This is a genomic window from Pseudomonas sp. D8002 (assembly GCF_013385695.1).
Taxonomy (GTDB): domain Bacteria; phylum Pseudomonadota; class Gammaproteobacteria; order Pseudomonadales; family Pseudomonadaceae; genus Aquipseudomonas.
The window spans coordinates 207,266-224,876 of sequence record NZ_JACAPM010000049.1 but is presented as its reverse complement, the minus strand read 5'-3'; the positions used below and the strand labels follow the sequence as shown (position 1 = coordinate 224,876).

Below are 17,611 nucleotides of genomic sequence, written 5' to 3'. Positions count from 1 at the left end.
GTTGGGGCGATCAGGGAATGCTCCTCAGCACTCCACCCAGCTAACGGCCAGGCCGCCCCGTGAAGTTTCTTTGTATTTGTCGTGCATGTCGGCGCCGGTGTCGCGCATGGTGCGGATCACCCGGTCCAGGGAGATGAAGTGTTTGCCGTCGCCGCGCAGGGCCATTTGCGTGGCGTTGATCGCCTTGACCGCGGCGATGGCGTTGCGCTCGATGCACGGCACCTGGACCAACCCGCCAACCGGGTCGCAGGTCAACCCCAGGTTATGTTCCAGGCCGATTTCGGCGGCGTTTTCCAGTTGCTCCGGGGATGCGCCGAGCACGTCTGCAAGGCCGGCAGCGGCCATGGCGCAGGCGGAACCGACTTCGCCCTGGCAGCCGACTTCGGCGCCGGAGATCGAGGCGTTTTTCTTGCAGAGGATGCCGACGGCGGCGGCAGCCAGGAAGAAATTCACCACGTCATCGTCGGACGCGTCCGGGTTGAACTTCATGTAGTAGTGCAGCACCGCCGGGATGATTCCCGCCGCGCCATTGGTCGGCGCCGTCACCATGCGCCCGCCGGCGGCGTTTTCTTCGTTGACGGCGAGGGCGAACAGGTTGACCCATTCCATGGCCGACAAGGTCGAGGTGATGACGTTGGGTTTGCCGATTTCCAGCAGGCTGCGGTGCAGTTTCGCCGCGCGCCGTGGCACATCCAGACCGCCGGGCAGGATGCCTTCGTGGCGCAGGCCTTGTTCGACGCATTCACGCATCACCGACCAGATATGCAGCAGGCCGCTGCGGATCTCGGCATCGCTGCGCAAGGCCCGCTCGTTGGCCATCATCAGCTCGGAAACCCGCAGGCCGTGCTTGTTGCACAAGGCCAGCAGTTCGACGGCGCTGGAGAAGTCGTAAGGCAATTGCACTTCGCTGGTCGGCGCGATGCCGGATTCGGCTTCCGCCGCTTCGATGATGAAACCGCCGCCCACCGAGTAGTACGTCTGCTCGTTCAACAGGCCGTTTTCGCCGTAGGCATGCAGGGACATGGCGTTGGGGTGGTAGGGCAGGCTTTCGTCCAGCAGCAGGAGGTCGTGTTGCCAGTTGAAGGCAATCGACGTGCGGCCGCCGAGCAGCAATTGGCCGGACTCGCGCAGTTGCTGGATGCGTGGGCCGATGCTGGTGGGGTCGATGCTGTCTGGCCATTCGCCCATCAGGCCCATCACACAGGCGCGGTCGGTGGCGTGGCCGACACCGGTGGCGGACAGCGAGCCGTACAAACGCACCTCTACGCGACGGGTTTCGTCGAGCAATTGCTGGTCGATAAGCGCTTGGACGAAGGTCGCCGCGGCCCGCATCGGGCCGACGGTATGGGAGCTGGAAGGACCAATGCCCACTTTGAATAGATCGAAAACACTGATAGCCATGCTAAACCCTTACAAGCAATGGAGTAGGAATCGCTGCCATGTTTTGTAGGACAAGCGGAATTGGCGCGATACTGAGCCTCTGGATCGGCACTGACCAACGAATTATCCTAAGACACCCTTTAGCAGGACTAAACCCTATGGCTCGCCCGCTTCATGGCCAGACCTACGTCTGGTTGCACGTTTTTTCCTGCGCGGCACGGCATTTGTCGTTCACCCGTTGCGCCGAGGAACTGCACATCACCCCGGGCGCGGTCAGCCAGCAAATCCGTCAGTTGGAGGAGCGCCTGGGCTTTCGCCTGTTCCATCGGCGCGCACGCGGGGTTGAGCTGAGCGCAGAGGGCCAGCGGTTGGCGATCACCGTGGGCGAGGCCTATGGCAGCATCGATGCCGAGTTGCAGCGGCTGGACGCCGGGATGATCAGCGGCACCTTGCGCCTGCGCTCGATCCCGTCGTTTCTCGGCAAATGGCTGACCCCGCGTTTGCCGCGTTTGCAGCAGCGCTTCCCGGATATCCAGCTGCGCATGGTTGCCGAAGACAGCAGCGTCGCCCTGCACGAGGGCGACTTCGACCTGGCCATCGACCTTAACGACGGCAGCTATCCCGGCTTGTTGTCCACAGCCTTGCTGGACGAGCAGATTTTCCCGGTGTGCGCACCGAGCCTGCTGCGGGGGCGACCGCCACTGCATGGCCCCGCTGACCTGGTGCATTTCCCGCTGCTGCACGACATCACTGCCTGGCGTGGGAGTTATGAGTACGCAGAGTGGGAGTTCTACCTGAATGCCATCGGCTATGACGCCGCCGACGTACGGCGCGGGCATACCTTCAACCGCAACCACCTGACCATCGAGGCGGCGATTGCGGGCATGGGCGTGGCGATTGCCCGGCGAACCTTGCTCAATGACGAACTGGAACGCGGCACCTTGATCGTGCCATTCGGCCTCGCCGTTCCCAACCACAAACGCTATGTGCTGCTGTACGCGCCGGGTGCGTTGAGCCATCCGGGCGTGCGGGCGGTGCATGACTGGCTGGTGGAGGAAGCGGAGATTTTTCGCGGATTGCACCCGTTGGGAGAGGGGCAATTGTAAGGAAGTTGGCGGTAAGAAGATGTAACCAACTCCCCACCCTAACAGCGTTTTTGGTTGTAGTCAGGGTTAATTTGTAATGTGGGATTTATCTTTGCAAAGGGGTTGAAATGTTCCTCTGTCTGCTCAATTGTGTAATCAGGAGGTCATGGTTTTCACCCATCCGGTGAAGCAGGAATGGCCTTCGGCGAGCTAGCTGAAATAAGGGAAAACTATGCAAATCCAAGTCAATAGCGATAACCATATTGAAAGCAGCATCCGACTGGAGGAGTGGGTACGTACCACCATTGAGAGCACGCTCGAACGTTACGAAGAAGATCTGACCCGCGTCGAGGTTTACCTGCGGGACGAGAACGGTGACAAGCCCGGCCCACACGATCTGAGTTGCCGACTGGAAGCACGGCCAAAAGGCCATCAACCGCTTTCGGTCCTCCATAAAGCCGATACGCTGGAACAGGCGATCGATGGCGCAGCGACCAAGCTGGAGCATGCCCTGGAGCATCTGTACGGCAAACTGCGCGGCAAACCACGCGCCGCGGGTCAAAGCCTGCCCAATACCAAGGCCGACGAGGCCGAGCTAGAAGAGGAATTCCTGGAAAACGAACAGGCTGCGCTTAACGGCTGATAGCTGATACTTTTTTCAACCCCACTGAAAACGGGCCTGCAGATGCAGGCCCGTTTTTTTATGCGCAAAAGGTCAGCGCGGGCTGCGCCGGAAAAAACAGGCGCTCAAGGCCGCCAGTGCGCACGCTCCAACGCCGGCATACAACATGGCCCATCCCGCACCGTTGCGTAGCGCGGCCTGGGCGATCAGTGGGCCCTGCGGCAACACGTCCAGCTTGCCGGCGGCGATGTCCTGGCTGAGGGCGGCCAATTGCGCGGTGTCGGGCAATACGCCCGCCAGGTAGTGAGCGATCCCAAGTATCAACACCAACCCCATCAACGCGATATTCAGCGCCAGGGTGATCAGCCGTGCACTGAAGTCGATGCCCGAGGCCATCCCCGCGCGGTCGGATGAAACTGATCCGGTGGTGGTGTTGGTGGTGGGCGAGTTGGTAAACGCCAAGCCGCTGCCGGCAATCCCACAGGCGATCAGGACCCATACCACACTGGGCTGGCCGCTATGATTGATAGCCGCCATTGTCACAAACCCCACGCCCATCAGGCCCAGGCCCAATGGAATGATGCGTTCGGCGCCATAGCGCAGGGCCAGGCGTTCAGCCATCGGCGGCACCACCAACGTGGGCAGGGTATAGGCGAGCAGGGCGAGCCCGGTGAGCATGGTGTCGTAGCCCAGGCCGGCCTGGAAATACAGCGGCAGGTAGATCATGAAGGGCCAGAAGCTGAAGTTCATGCCGATCGAGCCCATCAGCGCGCCGTTGAAGCGCGGGATGCGAAACACCGAGAAGTCGAACATCGGGTGCGGGCTCCGTCGCTCGACAACCACGAACAACAGCAGGCTGGCCACCGACAGTCCGGCCCAGCCGAGCATGGCCGGGGTGGCAAAGCCGCTCTCGGTGCCCTGGGTGATGAAATAAACCAGGGCGAACACTGCCAGGGTGAGGGTGGCCATACCGGCTATATCGAGGCGATGGGCCGCCGGGTCACGGGATTCCTGCACGCTGATGCGCAGCAACACCAGAGTGAACAAGGTCAACGGCACATGCACCAGGAACACCCAGCGCCAATCCGCCACCGCCAGGATCAATGCCCCCACCATCGGCCCGAAACCCAGGCCCACCCCGGCGATCACGCCCCACACCGCAAAGGCCCGGGCCCGGGCCGCCGGCTCGCGGAACTGGTGCGACAGGATCGCGAACTGGCAGATCATCATCGCCCCGCCTCCCACGCCCTGGACAAAACGCGCCGCGATCAGCGTGGACGCATCGTTGGCCAGCCCGCAGGCCAGCGAAGCCAGCCCGAATACCCACAGGCACAGCACCAGCATGCGTCGGCGGCCAAAACGATCGGCCAATGTGCCGGCGGCCATCAGCACGCTGGTGCAGGCCAGGGTGTAGGCGTTCATGATCCATTGGGCGTCCTGGAAGCCGGTGCCCAGTTGCTGCTCAAGGGTGGGCAGGATGACCGGCACGCTGGAAATCTCCAGCCCGAACATCAGCGCCACCAGGCACACGGCGGTGAGCGCAAGGCCGTCCCGGGCGGTACGTGGCGGGTTGATGGCGGATACAACGGCGTCGGGTGGCATGGCCTCTTCCTTTCAATGGGGGAAGGTGTCATTTTCACGGGAATCTGATTCTTTATTAGCGATACTTCTTCCTGTGATAAGGGAATATAGGGCGACAAACGACCATGGCCACTCCGCGTTTTGATGGTGTTGAACTGTTTTTGCAGATCGTCGAAAGCGGCAATCTGACGGAGGCCGCCGAACGGCTGAACCTCACGCGCTCGGCAGTGGGCAAAGGCCTGGCGCGTCTGGAGGCGCGGTTGGGGACGTCGCTGTTGCAACGCTCCACCCGGCGTCAGCGTTTGACCGAGGACGGGCAGGCCTATTACGAGCATTGCCTGCGTGCGCTGGCGGAACTGGAAGCCGCCGAATCCGTGCTGGAAAGTGGCCGTCAGCAGCCCCGTGGACGGTTAAGGGCCAGCTTGCCTTTGGCGTTTGGTCATCACTATGCGGCGCCTGCCTTGTGGGGGCTGATGGACCGTTTTCCGCAACTGGAAATCGAGATTTCCTTCTCCGACCGATTGATCGACTTGGCGCAGGAAGGCTTCGACCTGGCGGTGCGCATTGGCGCATTGCCTGACACCGACCGCTTGAGTGCACGTCGCCTCGGCGAACAGGCGATTGCCCTGGCGGCGTCACCCGCGTACTTGCAGCGCACACCTCGTATTGACTCCATCGACGACCTGACCGGGCACCGGGGCATTGCCTATCGCAGCAATGCCCCGCACCGCGAGCGAGTCGCCTCGCCGTTGATCCTCGATGACCTGCAGGCCGTGGCCGATGCCGCCATCGCCGGGGTCGGCCTGGCCTGGTTGCCCAGTTGGCTGATCGCCCACTACGTGTTGCGCGGGCAACTGCAGGCGGTGCTGCCGGGCCACCGCGAGCAACCGATGCCGATCCATGTCATCTGGCCCACGGCGACGCACATGCCGGCCAAGACCCGTTGCGCCATCGACGCGTTGGTGGCCGGCACACCGTCGTGCCTGGCGGGTAGCTGATCAGAACGCGATGGACGTCTGCACATACAGCGTGCGCGGCTCGCCGACGTATTTGCCCTTGTTGTTATCGTCAAACGAGCGGGTGTAGTACTGCTTGTTGAAGATGTTTTTCACACCCACCGCCACGTTCAAATCCGACAGCTGCGGGCCAAAGTCGTACGCCGCGCGGCTGCTGAACAGCATGTAGCCAGGAATGCGTCCGGTGCTGCCATCAGCACTTTCTGCTTCAGTGTTGGCGTTGTCGGCAAACTGGCTGCTCTGGTAGCTGCTGTCCACGTTCAACTTCCAGCGACCTTCGGTGTAACCCACACCCAGCGTGCCCTTGTGCTTGGAGGAGAAGGGTACGCGGTTGCCTTTGTTCGGGCCGTCTTCGCGGATGGTGGCGTCGACGTAGGCGTAGGTGGCGTACACATCAAAACCGGCGAGCGCCGGGCTCAAGCCGTCGAGGGCGTAGTTGATGCTGGACTCGATGCCCTGATGGCGGGTTTCGCCGCGGGCGATCACGGTGTCGTTGGTCTGGTTGCTGTCGTACTGGTTGTCGAAGTTGATCAGGAACGCGCCGATCTCGGCGCGCAAGGTGCCGTTGTCATAGCGTGTGCCGAGTTCCCAGGTGCGGGCTTTTTCCGGCTTCACTTCGCCACTGGTCACGCGGTTGGGCATCTGGCTGTACTGCACGCTGCCGAACGACCCTTCGGTGTTGGCATAGAGGTTCCAGTCGTCGGTCAGGTGGTAGAGCACGTTCAGCGCCGGCAGGGCGGTGTTGTAGTCGCCTTTGTATTTGACGTTGCTGAGGTTGTTGGTCTGCTGGGACTCGATCATCTCGTAGCGGATGCCCGGGGTGATGGTCCACTTGCCGATATCTATCCGGTCGTCGACGAAGAACGCATTGGCTTCGGTGCTGCCTCGGGTGTCGCGGTCGTTGCGGCTGTCGGTGGTCGGCAGTTGCTGATTGGCGGAAATCGGCGTGCGGTAGCGCAGTTCGTGGCCGGCCTCGTTGATGTAGCGGTAGCCCACGCCGACTTCGTGGCTGGTTGGGCCGAGGTCGAAGCCTTGGGCGAAACGGGTTTCCAGGCCGCGTACCCAATACTCGCGGGGCGACAGGGAGAGGAAATTGCCCTGGTCCAGGTAACCGCTGCGCAGGGTGGTGGTGAAGAAGCTGTTGACCGTGAATTCCCGGCGATCTTCCTGGTAGCGATAGCCCGCGTTGAACATGGTACGCCGGCCCCAGAACTGGTCGTAGGGACGGGTGGACTGATACGGGTCGGCCTTGTAGGCCGCAGTGCTCAAACCACCGGGCATATCGGCCTTGCCTTCGTAGTACTGCGCCATGGCGTTGAAGCTGTTGGCGTCGTCCAACTGGTATTTGCCCTTGAGGATCAGGTCGTCGATGCGGGTGTCGCTGTTCTCGCGCCAATCACCACCACGGGTGCCGGAATACAGGATCGCGCCGCCCAGGCCGTTGTCCGCCGTGCCGCCGGCCAGCAGGTTGCCGGTGGTCTTGAAGCCATCGTGGCTGGAAGACGGGCTGGTTTCGGTTTGCAGGCCGCCTTTCACCGTTGGCGCATCGGGAATCGCGCGCGTGACGAAGTTGACGATGCCACCGACGTTCTGCGGGCCATAACGCACTGCACCGCCGCCGCGTACCACGTCCACGGCATCCATGTTGCCCATGCTGATGGGCGCGAACGACAACTGCGGCTGGCCATACGGCGCGAACGGCACCGGGATGCCGTCCATCAAGACCGTGGAGCGCGAGGCCAGGCGTGGGTTGAGCCCGCGAATGCCGAAGTTCAGCGCCATGTCGTGGCTGCCGGTGCCGTTGTTTTCCGGGGCGTTGACCCCGGGAATGCGGTTGAGCACGTCGCGGGCCTGGGTGGCGCCCTGGCGTTCGAATTCTTCGCGGCGGATCACGTCCCGGGCGCCCGGGTGCTCGAAGACGTTGGTTTGTGCCGCGTCCCCCAGCCAGTCGCCGACCACGTTGGAGGTGCCCAATTCGAGGGTGGCCGGAGCATTCGCCGGTTGCAGGCTGAAGGCGTTGTTGCCCTCGGCACGGGCTTGCAGGCCGGTGCCTTTGAGCAACGCATTCAAGCCTTCTTCAGCGGTGTAGTTGCCCGACAGGCCGTGGCTTTGCACGCCGGCGGTCACGTCCGAGCCAAATGAAATCAGCACGCCGGCTTCCCGGCCAAATTGATTCAGCGCCGCTTCCAGTGACGTAGGGGCGATGCGGTAGGGCTTGGCGTCGGCCGCCATTACGTAGGGAACGGTGCTGAAACTGAGGCTGGCCCCCAGCAACAAGTGGCGCAGGGTGCGGGCGAGTGGCGTCAGGCGAGTCGGTTGCTGGGGCATGAAGTGCGGTCCTGAGAAGGAAGGATCAAGGTGGCTTTCCTTCTCTGTCACGCGAGGTGCGGAAAACGGCTCACGGGTTTTGAAATATTTCAGGCACGGGCTTCGACAGTGACCCAGTAGCGGGTAAACCGCCGGACCCTGACCGGCAGGCTGACTTGCAGCAGGTCCAGGATTCGTTCGCTGTCGTCCAGCGGGTAGCTGCCGGAAATCAGCAGGTTGGCCACCTGCGGGTCGCAATTGAGCTGGCCACGGCGATAACGGCTCAATTCGGCGAGGAAATCTTCCAGGCGCATGTGGGCCGCCACCAGCATGCCGTCGGCCCAGGCGCCGCTGCCGGCGTCGGTGGGGCGGGCGGTGTCCCAGCCTTTGCGGGTGAAATTGACCTGATGGGCTTTCTCCACCGACAACGGCAAACCGCTATAGGTGTTGGGCATCACGTCAACGTGCCCATCAAACACCGCCAGTTGTGTGTGATCGTTGAATTGCCGCACGTTCAGCCGCGCGGCCTGGGCGCTGAGCAGGCCCTGGGAAGTGATGACCCGCAGCGGGGCGTTGCCGGGTTTGGCGGTCAGCAGGATTTCGCCTTCGAGCAGGCGGATCAAGCGTTGCTGGCCATCAAAATGCACATCCACCGCACTGCCGGTGTTGAGCTGCAACTGGCTGCCATCCGCCAGCTGGAACTTGCGCCGTTGGCCGATGGGGCTGCGGTAGTCGGCACTCAACGGCGGCAATATATGTTGCTGGCGCAAACCCCAGGCCGCTGCCGACCCGGCGCCGAGTATCAGCAACAACTTCAGGGCCTGACGACGACTGTTGGATTTCGGTGCATTCAAGGCGGCGTGGGCCAGGGGTGATGGCATCCCGCGCAAGCGCTGGTTCACTCGCTGGATGTGCTCCCAGGCCCGCTGATGTTCGCTGTGGGCGTCCAGCCACTGTTGCCAGGCCGCCTGTTTGCGTGGGTTGAGCGGGCCCTGCTGCATTTCCATCAGCCAGTGCACCGCTTGTTCGGCGACTTGCGTTGAGAAACTCATAGGGCGAAGTAGCAGCGCATCGCCGCTTTATTCAGATGGCGCTTGACCGTGGCGATGGAGATGCCCAGTTCCGCGCCGATTTGCGCATAGGTCAGGCCGTCGAGCTGGGACAGCAGGAACGCGCGTTTGACCAGGGGCGCCAGGCCATCCAGCAACTGGTCCAGCTCCATCAGGGTTTGCAGGATGATTGCCCGCTCTTCCTCCGACGGCGCCACGTGTTCGGGCATTTGCGCCAGGGCGTCGATGTAGGCGCGCTCCAGGTCCTGGCGGCGGTAATGGTTGCACAGCACACGCTTGGCGATGGTGGTGAGGAAGGCGCGAGGTTCGATCAGCGTCGGTGTTTCCCGTGCGGTGAGCACGCGGATGAAGGTGTCCTGGGCCAGGTCGGCGGCGCTTTCCGGGCAGCCGAGCTTGCGTCGCAACCAGCCGGTAAGCCAGTGGTGATGGTCGTGGTACAGGACTTCGACGGTGTTGGACGGCTGCAACGCGCACACTCCGGCAGCATGGGCATGCTTTAGAGAACAAGAATTGTTCGCATTGTAGGGCGCGCAGACGGGTTCGGCAATTGCCAGTGATGCGTTCTCTTTTGCTTATGAGAACCTTTATCATTAATATTGCGCCCTGACGAACCTGGCGCCTTGTGCATGAAACGCAAAACCTCACTTCCCGTTTCCTACCGTCTTGCCGTGACTTCGCGGGTGCTGGCGGCTGTGGTCGGCGGTTACCTGCTGGCCTCGCTGGCCAGCGTGTGCATGACGCTGTGGCTGCCCACCAGCCGCGCCGATGCGGTGATCAGCGGCATGCTGAGTTCGTTTGTGTTCTACCTGTTGGCGGTCATCTGGTGCTTCGCCTGCCGCACGGCCTGGCGCGCCTGGTTTGGCGTGTTGCTGCCCAGCGCGATAATGGCCACGTTCGCCGGGTTGGCGTACTGGATGGCGCGCACATGAAAGAGGGCTTCCGCCAGGCCATGGCCTGGTTGCACACCTGGGCCGGGCTGATCTTTGGCTGGCTGCTGTTTGCGATTTTCCTGACGGGCACCCTGTCGTATTTCAAGGACGAAATTACCCACTGGATGCAGCCCGAAGTGCAGGCGCATCCCGTCGATGACGCCCGTAGCCTGGCCGCCGCCCAAACCTATCTGCAACACCAGGCGCCCAATGCCGCGCGCTGGTTTATCACCTTGCCGAGCAGCCGTGAGCCGGGCCTGTCGGTGATGTGGCAAGACAAGGTCGACCCGGGCAAACGCGGTAATTTCGTCGAAAAACTCCTCGATCCCGTCAGCGGCCAGCAGGTCCAGGCCCGGGAGAGCATGGGCGGCGAATTCTTCTATCGTTTCCACTTCCAGCTGCAAATGCCGTATCCCTGGGGGCGCTGGCTGTCGACCATCGCCGCGATGGTGATGTTCGTGGCGTTGATCACCGGGATCATTACCCACAAGAAAATCTTCAAGGACTTCTTCACCTTCCGCCCGCGCAAGGGCCAGCGTTCCTGGCTCGACGGGCACAACGCCGTGGGCGTGCTGGTGTTGCCGTTCCACTTGATGATCACCTACAGCAGCCTGGTGATTTTCATGAGCATGGTGATGCCGGCGAGCATCCTCGCTTCCTACGGCAACGACACCCGTGCGTTCTTCAACGATGTGTTTCCGGCCACCGACAATGCGCCGGCCCTCGGCCAGCCGGGGCAATTGCTGCCACTGGGCCCGATGTACGAGCAGGCGCGCGGGCAATGGGCCGGTGGGCATGTCGGACGGCTGGTGGTGAATAATCCAAGCGATGTGAACGCCTCGGTCAATGTGTTCCGCGCCGGGTCGGATCGAGTGGTGCATGACTTTGGCAGCACCGTGTCATTCAACGGCACTACCGGCGAACTGTTGCGGGTGAGCGGCGAGCAGTCGCTGCCGGCGGCGATTGGTGGCAGCTTCTACGGTTTGCACATGGGCCATTTCGCCGGCCCGGTATTGCGCTGGCTGTATTTCATCTGTGGCCTCGCGGGCACGGCAATGATCGGCACCGGGCTGGTGATGTGGCTGGGCAAGCGTCAGCTCAAGCACACCAAAACCGGTGTGCTGCCCTTTGAGCTGCGGCTGGTGGAAGTGCTGAACATCGCCAGCATGTCCGGCTTGATGATCGCCATCGCTGCATTCTTCTGGGCCAACCGCCTGTTGCCGGCCAGCTTTGCCGGGCGTTCGGACTGGGAAGTACAAGCCTTCTTTATTGCCTGGGGCTTGAGCGTCGTGCACGCGATTGTTCGCCAGGGGCGCCGCGGCTGGGTTGAGCAATTGAGTGTGGGCGCGCTGCTGTTTATCGGCGTGCCGGTGCTCAACGCGCTGACCACGACCCAGCATTTGGGTGTGACCCTGGCCAACGGCGACTGGGCCATGGCCGGCTTCGACCTGACGTGCCTGGGCAGCGGTGTGTTCCTCGCCTGGGCTGCCTGGAAAATGCAGCACCGCCGTGTCCCTCAGCCCAAGGCCGAACGTGCCCGGCCATTGACCCTCAAGGGCGAGGTGAACTGAATGCTCCTGGCGCTGCTGCTGTGTTACGCAGGGTTTACCGCGTTGTGCCTGTCCATGGACCGGCACCATGGCGAACTGCTGCACAGTAAACTTTCGCCTCGTCGGCGCCTGGGTTTGCGCGTGGGCGGCTGGCTGCTGTTGATTGTCTCGATCTGGCCGGCGGTGCTCGCGACCGGGTGGAGCCAGGGGTTGGTGGAGTGGTGCGCGGTCTTGATGCTCAGCGGGTTGTTGCTGGTGTTGCTGTTGCCGTATCGGCCAAGGCTGGCCTTGATCCTGGCGGGCCTCGGCCTGCTGGCCAGCCCGGTTGCGGCCTTCGCGACCCTTTGAGTCCACCGTTGATGATCACCACGCCTCCCGAACACCCAGAGCAGCACGCAGACGCGGCGGGCGGACGGGCGCATTTCCTGCAGGTGTTCCTGTCCCAGCGCTCGCAGATGGAAGCGCTGGTCAGCCGCCGCGTGGGCTGCCGTGCGACGGCGGCGGACCTGGTGCAGGATTTGTTCCTGCGCTTCTGGCGCCGGCCGCTGGTGCAGGTCGAGGAGCTCAGCACCTACCTGCTGCGCTGCGCCGGCAATATCGCCATCGACCACCTGCGCAGCGAAGGCGCCCGGGTGCGCAGCAGCGAAGGCTGGCTGCCGGAACAACAGGATAACCAGGGCTGCGAACCCCAGGCCGCGCTGGAGGCGGGCAATGATCTGCGTCACGTTGAAGCAGCCTTGCGCAGCCTGCCGGAACGTACCCGGCAGATTTTCCTGCTCAACCGCATCCATGGCCGCAAGTACGCGGAAATCGCCAAGGCCATGGGCCTGTCCCAAAGCGCCGTGGAAAAACATATGATGCGTGCCCTCGAAGCCTGCAAGGCCAGCCTTCGTGAACCATCGCCAAGGAAAGCCCCGTGAACCCCACCGCCAGCGTCACCCCGACGCCCGATCAGGAACAGGCCGCACTGGCCTGGTTGAGCCTGTTGCATGACCAGCCCAGCAGTGGCGACCAGGCCACGTTCAGCCGTTGGCTGCGGGCCGATCCTGCGCATGTGGAAGCCTATGCCCAGGCCCAGGTGCTGTGGGAATTGAGTGAAGTACCGGCCAGAACGTTGGCGGATGAGGATGACCTGGCGCTGCAGGGTTACTTGAACGCGATGAATACCTCGAAACGCTCCAGCGTGCGGCGCTGGTCTGGCGCCCTGGCCATGGCCGCCTGCCTGCTGGTGATGATCTCGATGGGCGCCGGCTGGCAGCCGTCACGCTGGGTCGATGACTTCGGCGCGGATTACGTCACCGCGCCGGGTGAGGTGAAGACCGTGACCCTGGCCGATCAAAGCCAGGTCACCCTGGACGCCGACAGTGCGATCGCAGTGGATTTCAAGCATGGCGAGCGCCATATCCAGCTACGCCGTGGCGCCGGTTTTTTCAGTGTGACCCACACTGGCGAATCCTTTGTGGTCGAGGCCGGCAGCGGCGAAGCACGGGTGCTCGGCACGCAGTTTGAGGTGCGCCTGCAACCGGCAGGTGCGCAGGTGACGGTGTTGTCCGGTCGGGTTGGGGTAACGCCGTCGAAGTATGCTCAGCAACAGATTCTGACGGCCGGCCAGCAAGTGGCCTACGCCGACGGTGTCGCCGATGAGCTGCACGCGGTCGATAGCGAGTCGCGCCTGGCCTGGCGCGATGGTTGGCTCAACTACTACAAGGCGCCGCTGGCCGATGTGGTGCAAGACCTCGGCCGCTACTATCCGGGGCGCATTCTGCTGCTCAACGAAGACCTCGGCGCCCGGCGTGTCAGCGGTAGTTTTCCGAGCAAGGATCCGCAAGCGGTACTCAACGCGCTGCAGGCGGTCCTGGGGTTTGAACAACACTCGCTGCTCGGTCGGATGATCGTATTGCGCTAGATACAGAGCGCTACGCCGCAATGGCGTGGCGCTGTCATTACTTGCACCACCTTCCCTTGAAAATCCCCATGCCTTGGCACATCCGTGTGTGTGGACCTTTCATTTAACCTTCATCGCAATCGCCAAAACCTGTAACCAAATCGTTACGTGATGCACGGATGATCCTCGGATTCCTGAGCAGGTGGTCAGGAAGATTGGCGGCGCTGTTCACCCAGCCGAGATCGCCAATACCTCCCCCATAACAACAGATAGATGCATGTAAGGGATCTACTCGTGACCTACAACAAACTCTATGCCCTGCTTTTAGCATCGGGCCTGGGCGGCTTTGCGCCGCTGGTTCTGGCAGACGATTCCCAGGATGTCGGTTCGGTGCACGTCGCCGGCGAACGCACCCTGGGCACCGGCCACATGATTCAGGAAGAAAGTGCCAAGGCCCGGTCCACCGTGACCAAGGAAGCCATGGATGAAATGTCCCCGACGGCCAACGCCATCGACAAGCTCAAGTACACCCCGGGCATCAACGTTTCCAACGACGACGCCAGCGGCATGAGCGGCACCAGCTTCACCATGCGCGGCATGAACTCCGACCAGGTCGGGGTTTCCATGGACGGCGTGCCGATCAACGACTCCGGCAGCTACGGTGTTTACGCCAACCAATTGGGCGACCCGGAAAACGTCGGCGAAGTATTTGTCACCCAGGGCTCCTCGGAAGCGGACGGCCCACACATTGGTTCCAGCGGCGGCAATATCGGCATGGTCACCATTCGGCCGACCAAGGAGCCGGGGCTGTTCGTCAAGCAATCCATGGGTTCGAACAACCTGACAAAGTCCTTCGCCCGCATCAACACCGGCGACCTCGGCGGCTTCAAGACCTGGGTGTCGGCCTCTCACACCGAGGGCGACAAGTGGCGCGGCAAGGGCACCTTGCGGGGCGACAAGGTGGAGTGGAGCACGCTGTTCGAAGACGACAACGGCAACACCAGCTACTTCACCATGAAGTACAACACCCAGGAAAACTACAACTACAACACCCTGAGCAAGAGCCAGTTCCAGCAACAGGGCCGGCGTCTGGATTACTCGGAAACCCCGGTCTACAAAAACGGCTTGCTGTCGTCTTCCTACAAGCTCAACCGCAACCCTTTCGAAAGTGTCATGACCACCTTCACCCAGCGCTGGCGCCTGCGTGATGACCTGGCCCTGACAGTTGCGCCTTACTACTACTGGGGCAACGGCGGCAGTTTCAGCGGCCAGACCGCGACCAACCTGGGGCCGAAGTCCGACAAGAGTGGCAACTACGACCTGAGCAACCTCAAGTCGGCCAACTACTATCGCCCCTCGTGGACCGAAACCTGGCGCCCTGGCGTGACGGTCAAAATGAAATGGGACATCAACGAGGAGCACAGCCTGGATTACGGCTACTGGTACGAGCGCGCTCGCCAGCGCCAGACCCAGCCGTATATCGGGATCAACAGCGAAGGTGCACCGGACGACGTCTGGGGCGATTACAACAGCGGCGGCCAGGTGGTCGACAAGAACGGCAAGACTGTCCAGGGGCGTCATCAATACACCGTGACTCCGGCCCAGAAGCTGTGGGTGCAGGACAGCTGGCAAGCCACGCCAGACCTGAGCTTTGTCGGCGGCCTGGCGTACCAGTACGTCGAACGTGACGGCGACAACCTCGGTAGCCTGTACGACAAGCCGGAAAAGCGTAACGCCCGCTACCATCAGTTCCTGCCGAACTTCAGTGCCAAGTACCAGGTCGACGAGAGCAACCAGGCGTTCTACAACGTCACTCGCAACATGCGCACACCGCAGAACTACGTGCTGTACAACAAGGGTGACTCGCTCAACCTCAACCCCGAGCTGAGCTGGAACCAGGAACTGGGCTGGCGCTACACCGAAGAGAAAATGGCCCTCAGCGCCACCCTGTTCTACATCACCTTCAAGGACCGTCAGCTGTCGACCACCGACTTGAACGGTGACTACGTGATGGCCAACGTCGGTGACGTGACCAACAAGGGCCTGGAGTTGGAGTGGAGCGGCCTGCTGCCGTACAACTTCAACTACTACGCGTCGTACACCTATACCAAGTCCGAGCAGCAGGACGACTTTGTCAGCAAGAACGTGTTGTTGCCGACCAAGGGCAACCAGTTGGCCAACGTGCCGGAAAACATGCTCAACCTGGTGTTTGGTTACGACGACAAGCGCTATTACGGCAACATTGCCGGCAAGTATGTCGGGGCGTTCTACGGTGATTTGACCAACAACGAGAAAATCTCCGGGCGCACCGTGTTCGACCTCAGCGCCGGTATCTACCTGCCGGTGGACAAGAAGGTCTTCAAGTCGGCCGCGCTGCGTTTCTCGATGCTCAACGTGTTCGACAAGGAATACCTGAGCTCGGCGCGTACCGTGTCGTTCAACTCGGCGCCGGTGAATGGCCTGGCGGCCAGTTCGGCGTATTACAACGTGGGTGAAGAGCGTACGGCGATGGTTTCCCTGGAGGCCAATTTCTAACGCGTACGCAAACCCAATGTGGGAGCGGGCTTGCTCGCGAAAGCGGTGGATCAGTCGCCAGATGTATTGACTGAACCAGCGCATTCGCGAGCAAGCCCGCTCCCACATTTGATCTGCGGTATTTTACAGAGTGAGTTACTTCAGCGCCGCCATGATCGCTTCCGGGTTGTAGTCGCGAATCAGCGTGCCGTTCACGTCCACAAACGGAATCCCGCCGCCCCCCAACGCCTCGTACGCCTTGCGCGCCTGGGCGTCCTTCTCGATATCAAACGCCTGGTAGGGAATCCCCTTGGAATCCAGAAAGCGCCGGATCTGTTTGCAGTAGCCGCACCACTCGGTGGAATACAGCACCACGCGCGCTGCCGCGCGTGTCTGCTCCGGCACCACCTGGGAGGGGTTGAACAACCGCTCGATCTTGCCCCAGTTCTGGAAAACCACCACCACCAGCAACACCAGCAGGACTTTCTTCAGAACCCCGCCCAGCATCAGTTGCGACGCTTGAGCTGGTCGGTCAACTGGGTCGGCAGGCCCTTGATGATCAAGGTGCCGGCGGCTTCGTCGTATTCGATCTTGTCGCCCAGCAGGTGCGCTTCAAAGCTGATGGACAAGCCTTCGGCACGCCCGGTGAAACGGCGGAACTGGTTGAGGGTGCGTTTATCCGCCGGGATTTCCGGCGACAGGCCGTAGTCCTTGTTGCGGATGTGATCGTAGAAGGCTTTTGGCCGATCTTCATCGATCAACCCGGACAGCTCTTCCAGGCCCATCGGCTCGCCGAGCTTGGCCTGGCTGCTGGCGTAGTCCACCAGGGTCTTGGTTTTCTCGCGGGCGGATTCGTCCGGCAGGTCTTCGCTTTCGACGAAGTCGCTGAAGGCCTTGAGCAGGGTGCGGGTCTCGCCCGGGCCGTCGACGCCTTCCTGGCAGCCGATAAAGTCGCGGAAGTACTCCGAGACCTTCTTGCCGTTCTTGCCCTTGATAAACGAGATGTACTGCTTGGATTGCTTGTTGTTCTGCCACTCGGACACGTTGATGCGCGCGGCGAGGTGCAGTTGGCCAAGATCCAGGTGGCGCGACGGCGTCACGTCCAGCTGGTCGGTCACGGCCACGCCTTCACTGTGGTGCAGCAGGGCGATCGCCAGGTAATCGGTCATGCCCTGTTGATAGTGGGCAAACAGCACGTGGCCGCCGGTGGAGAGGTTGGACTCTTCCATCAGCTTCTGCAGGTGTTCCACCGCAATGCGGCTGAAGGCGGTGAAATCCTTGCCGCCGTCGAAATACTCCTTCAACCAGCCGCTGAACGGGTGCGCGCCGGACTCGGCATGGAAAAAGCCCCAGGCCTTGCCTTGTTTGGCGTTGTAGCTCTCGTTGAGGTCGGCGAGCATGTTCTCGATCGCGGCCGACTCGGCAAGCTCGGAGTCGCGGGCGTGGAGAACTGCGGGTGTGCCGTCGGGTTTTTTGTCGATCAGGTGGACGATGCAATGACGGATCGGCATGGGCTTCTCGGCTGGTTGAAGGGGAGGGGTGGGGCTCCCGGAAAAAGTCGCCAGTGTACCGCACCCGCTGGGGATGGCGCTGTTCGGAGGGCGTTTTGAGCGCCATCCGACGGGCCATATGCCTTTTTTTCACGGTTTAGAGCGATAAAGCTGACCAAATG

At 62.0% G+C, this 17,611-nt stretch carries 16 protein-coding genes; 9 read left to right on the top strand and 7 right to left on the bottom strand.

All coding sequences use genetic code 11. The features are described 5' to 3' along the window. Nucleotides 1-24 precede the first annotated feature (24 nt). Complete coding sequence (locus HX807_RS27045; RefSeq protein ID WP_177051632.1) at nt 25-1,401, bottom strand: L-serine ammonia-lyase; 1,377 nt, start codon at nt 1,399-1,401, stop codon at nt 25-27. A gap of 137 nt (nt 1,402-1,538) precedes the next feature. Between HX807_RS27045 and HX807_RS27040 the strand changes: the two genes are divergently transcribed. Further along, the gene (locus tag HX807_RS27040; protein ID WP_003212775.1) at nt 1,539-2,486 is read left to right on the top strand and encodes a LysR substrate-binding domain-containing protein; all 948 of its coding nucleotides are present in this window, start codon (nt 1,539-1,541) and stop codon (nt 2,484-2,486) included. A 211-nt stretch (nt 2,487-2,697) separates the two neighbouring features. Next, entirely contained in the window at nt 2,698-3,108 is a 411-nt protein-coding gene (locus HX807_RS27035; RefSeq protein ID WP_003212772.1) for an HPF/RaiA family ribosome-associated protein, read from the top strand. Nucleotides 3,109-3,180: 72 nt separating this feature from the next. Here HX807_RS27035 and HX807_RS27030 read toward each other — a convergent pair whose 3' ends face one another. Next, nucleotides 3,181-4,689, bottom strand: coding sequence for an MFS transporter (locus HX807_RS27030; RefSeq protein WP_177051630.1), 1,509 nt, complete (start codon nt 4,687-4,689; stop codon nt 3,181-3,183). Between the two features lie 104 nt (nt 4,690-4,793). On the opposite strand from HX807_RS27030, the gene HX807_RS27025 reads away from it, so the two are divergent. Further along, a complete protein-coding gene (locus HX807_RS27025; RefSeq protein WP_177051627.1) occupies nt 4,794-5,666 on the top strand; it encodes a LysR family transcriptional regulator in 873 nt (290 codons plus the stop codon). Here HX807_RS27025 and fecA read toward each other — a convergent pair whose 3' ends face one another. The 3 genes from fecA to HX807_RS27010 all read right to left on the bottom strand — a co-directional run bounded on the left by fecA (nt 5,667) and on the right by HX807_RS27010 (nt 9,528). Further along, the gene (gene fecA / locus HX807_RS27020; protein ID WP_102605177.1) at nt 5,667-8,012 is read right to left on the bottom strand and encodes a TonB-dependent Fe(3+) dicitrate receptor FecA; all 2,346 of its coding nucleotides are present in this window, start codon (nt 8,010-8,012) and stop codon (nt 5,667-5,669) included. A gap of 89 nt (nt 8,013-8,101) precedes the next feature. Then, nucleotides 8,102-9,043: a FecR domain-containing protein gene (locus HX807_RS27015; RefSeq protein WP_087695174.1), complete on the bottom strand. Its 942-nt coding sequence runs from the start codon at nt 9,041-9,043 to the stop codon at nt 8,102-8,104. Beyond that, the gene (locus HX807_RS27010; RefSeq protein WP_087695173.1) at nt 9,040-9,528 is read right to left on the bottom strand and encodes a sigma-70 family RNA polymerase sigma factor; all 489 of its coding nucleotides are present in this window, start codon (nt 9,526-9,528) and stop codon (nt 9,040-9,042) included. The genes HX807_RS27015 and HX807_RS27010 overlap by 4 nt, the downstream gene beginning before the upstream one ends. A gap of 159 nt (nt 9,529-9,687) precedes the next feature. On the opposite strand from HX807_RS27010, the gene HX807_RS27005 reads away from it, so the two are divergent. The 6 genes from HX807_RS27005 to HX807_RS26980 all read left to right on the top strand — a co-directional run bounded on the left by HX807_RS27005 (nt 9,688) and on the right by HX807_RS26980 (nt 15,960). Beyond that, nucleotides 9,688-9,990 (top strand): DUF3649 domain-containing protein, encoded by a 303-nt coding sequence (locus tag HX807_RS27005; RefSeq protein WP_003212759.1) that lies wholly within the window; start codon nt 9,688-9,690, stop codon nt 9,988-9,990. Continuing rightward, the gene (locus HX807_RS27000) at nt 9,987-11,561 is read left to right on the top strand and encodes a PepSY domain-containing protein (protein ID WP_177046373.1); all 1,575 of its coding nucleotides are present in this window, start codon (nt 9,987-9,989) and stop codon (nt 11,559-11,561) included. Before HX807_RS27005 ends, HX807_RS27000 begins: the two co-directional genes overlap by 4 nt. Beyond that, nucleotides 11,562-11,888 (top strand): DUF3325 domain-containing protein, encoded by a 327-nt coding sequence (locus HX807_RS26995; protein WP_177051625.1) that lies wholly within the window; start codon nt 11,562-11,564, stop codon nt 11,886-11,888. A gap of 11 nt (nt 11,889-11,899) precedes the next feature. After that, a complete protein-coding gene (locus HX807_RS26990) occupies nt 11,900-12,460 on the top strand; it encodes an RNA polymerase sigma factor (protein ID WP_003212753.1) in 561 nt (186 codons plus the stop codon). After that, nucleotides 12,457-13,446 (top strand): FecR family protein, encoded by a 990-nt coding sequence (locus HX807_RS26985; RefSeq protein WP_177051623.1) that lies wholly within the window; start codon nt 12,457-12,459, stop codon nt 13,444-13,446. Before HX807_RS26990 ends, HX807_RS26985 begins: the two co-directional genes overlap by 4 nt. A 273-nt stretch (nt 13,447-13,719) precedes the next feature. Beyond that, nucleotides 13,720-15,960, top strand: a complete 2,241-nt coding sequence (locus HX807_RS26980; RefSeq protein ID WP_177051621.1) for a TonB-dependent receptor — start codon at nt 13,720-13,722, stop codon at nt 15,958-15,960. 135 nt (nt 15,961-16,095) lie between these two features. Here the strand turns inward: HX807_RS26980 and HX807_RS26975 are convergent, their stop codons facing one another. After that, entirely contained in the window at nt 16,096-16,446 is a 351-nt protein-coding gene (locus tag HX807_RS26975) for a glutaredoxin family protein (protein ID WP_003212747.1), read from the bottom strand. Next, nucleotides 16,446-17,450 carry a nucleoid-associated protein YejK gene (gene yejK, locus HX807_RS26970; RefSeq protein WP_003212745.1) on the bottom strand — a complete coding sequence of 335 codons (1,005 nt, stop codon included), beginning with the start codon at nt 17,448-17,450 and terminating at the stop codon, nt 16,446-16,448. The genes HX807_RS26975 and yejK overlap by 1 nt, the downstream gene beginning before the upstream one ends. Nucleotides 17,451-17,611 lie beyond the last annotated feature (161 nt).